2 protein-coding genes are annotated in these 2,613 nt (G+C 64.6%); one reads left to right on the top strand and one right to left on the bottom strand.

The window, feature by feature from the left end; genetic code table 11:
• The coding region (locus JCM25156_RS13370; protein ID WP_025813474.1) for an Rne/Rng family ribonuclease at positions 1-1,850 on the bottom strand (1,850 nt) is incomplete at its 3' end.
• Positions 1,851-2,007: 157 nt separating this feature from the next.
• Between JCM25156_RS13370 and JCM25156_RS29470 the strand changes: the two genes are divergently transcribed.
• The gene (locus JCM25156_RS29470; protein ID WP_159104994.1) at positions 2,008-2,193 is read left to right on the top strand and encodes a hypothetical protein; all 186 of its coding nucleotides are present in this window, start codon (positions 2,008-2,010) and stop codon (positions 2,191-2,193) included.
• Positions 2,194-2,613 lie beyond the last annotated feature (420 nt).

Here is a 2,613-nt window from a genome sequence, read left to right as displayed (position 1 = left end):
TGGTCGGTGCCCGAGGCGATATCCTCATCCTCTTCCGCCGTTCCGGCGGCTTCCGGCGTAACCTCGGCATCGGCCACGGGCGGTTCGGTCTGGATCTGGATTTCACGCACATGGCCATTCTCGGCCGGGGTGTGCGCGATGGCCGGGGCCTCGAACCGTGCGGTCTGCGGGCGGACGCGCTCGATGTTGCATTCCTGCGGCTGCAGGGTGGCATCGGGGGCGAAGGTGACCTGCATCTTGTGCCGGGTTTCGATTTCCGACAGCCAGGTCCGTTTGTTGTTGAGGATGTAGAACGCAATTTCCGGCGCGACCTGGACGGAAATCTCGGCGGCCTTGCGCTGCATGCCTTCTTCTTCGATCGCGCGCAGCACGTGCAGCGCCGCGCTTTCGATCCCACGGATGATGCCGGTGCCCTGACAGTGCGGGCAGGGCATGAAGGAGGATTCGGCAATGGAGGGCCGTAGCCGCTGGCGCGACATTTCCAGCAGGCCGAAATGCGAGATCTGGCCGACCTGGATACGGGCGCGGTCGCTGCGCAGGGCGTCCTTCAGCTTGCGCTCGACCATGGCGTTGTGCTTGCGGCTTTCCATGTCGATGAAGTCGATGACGATCAGACCGGCCAGATCGCGCAGGCGGAGCTGGCGGGCCACTTCCTCGGCCGCTTCGAGGTTGGTGCGCAGCGCCGTTTCCTCGATATTGCGCTCACGCGTGGCGCGGCCGGAGTTGACGTCGATCGCGACCAGCGCCTCGGTCTGGTTGATGACCAGATACCCGCCGGACTTGAGCTGCACGGACGGCGAAAGCATGGAATCCAGCAGCCCCTCCACCTGATAGTGGGAGAACAGCGTCTGTTCATGATCCTGCCACAGGCGCACCTTCTGCGCGTTCTGCGGCATGAGCATGCGCATGAATTCCCGCGCGGATTTCCAGCCCGGTTCGCCGTCGATCAGGATTTCACCGACATCGCGCGTGTAGATGTCACGGATCGCGCGCTTGATCAGGCTCGCTTCCTCATAGATCAGCGCGGGGGCGACCGATTCAAGCGTATGCTGGCGGATGTCGTCCCACAGGCGCAGCAGGTATTCGCAATCCCGCATGACCTCGGCGCGGGGGCGCTGCGCGCCCGCGGTGCGCACGATCATGGCCATGCCGCGCGGGATCTGGAGCTCGGTGATGATGTCGCGCAGGCGGCGGCGATCCGCGACCGAGGTGATCTTGCGCGAAACCCCGCCGCCACGCAGCGAATTGGGCATGAGCACGCAGTAACGGCCCGCCAGCGAGATGTAGGTGGTCAGCGCCGCGCCCTTGTTGCCGCGCTCTTCCTTGACCACCTGCACCAGCAGGACCTGGCGGCGGCGGATGACCTCCTGAATCTTGTAGTTGCGCAGGAAGCGCGCGATGCGGCGCTGGGCCTGGGCCTCGTCACCGGTATCGTTCTCGCCACCCACGGTTTCGGGCTCCTCGCCCTCGTCGTCCGTCGGGGCGTCGCCTTCCTCGGCGCGGGCGGGGGGGGCTTCATCCTCCTCGTCATCGCGGGCGCGGCGTTCTTCTTCCGCGCGGCGTTCCTCTTCCTGCAGCGCAAGCAGCTTTTCGCGGTCGGCTACGGGGATCTGGTAATAATCGGGATGGATTTCGCTGAAGGCGAGAAAACCATGGCGATTGCCGCCATAATCCACGAACGCGGCCTGAAGGCTGGGTTCAACACGGATAACCTTGGCAAGATAGATATTGCCCTTCAGCTGCTTTTTGGATGCAGCCTCGACATCGTAATCTTCAAGGTGGTTACCATCCATCACGACCACGCGGGTTTCTTCCGCGTGGGTCGTGTCGATCAGCATGCGTTTGCTCATTAATAGGCGCACTCCGGTATGTCGCGTTCCCGCATCCGGGCTGCGCGCGCGATCCGTGGCGGCAGGAGGGAGCGGAGGAACGGACAGAAACATTATAGAAAAAAGCGCGACCGGACCCGGATGGAACACCCCCGCGCGGCGCGCGGACGGACGGCGCATGCCCACCGGCCCGATGCGGCATGTCGCCGCCCGTGGCCGGGCATGGTGTCATCGCATGTGCGCAAGAAGCCCGCGTGGTGTCCAATCCATCCTCGGTCATGACTGGGGGAGGGCGCGGCCCGGCCTGATTGCCGGGGCGGGGCCTCCGTATCGACTGGTCTGTCATCCGGTTTCCTGTCGATAGGGAACACCGGCGCGGCTGCCACAGGTCGTGCGCCGCAAGAGCTTCCACGCCGTGGCGTGGCCGGAAATGTCCGGTAAACATCTGCCGCGCATGCATGGTGCATGCCGGATGGAGTAAAATCATGCCCGCGGGCATCCCGCCGTTTCGGACATGCCCAAAAGGGGCAGCCGGATGCAGCATGGTCCATCACGGCTGGGCAGCATGGCGCAATGCACGCATTCCCGCAAGGGGTCTGTGCGTTTATCCCGCTGACGCGGGCTTCGTACGGTGGTAATGACAGGAAGTTTTCCCGCAACCGTTCAGTACGGAACCACATGATGACCCAAGGTCGGCCGGATGGACGTAACCCAGGCCCCGGCGCGCCGGTTCTCGCGCGCCGCGCGGTGGTGACGGCGCTTGGAGTCCTGACCCCCTCCGTGG

It is taken from the genome of Komagataeibacter kakiaceti JCM 25156, from assembly GCF_000613305.1.
This window is presented reverse-complemented; position numbering and strand designations above follow the sequence as displayed.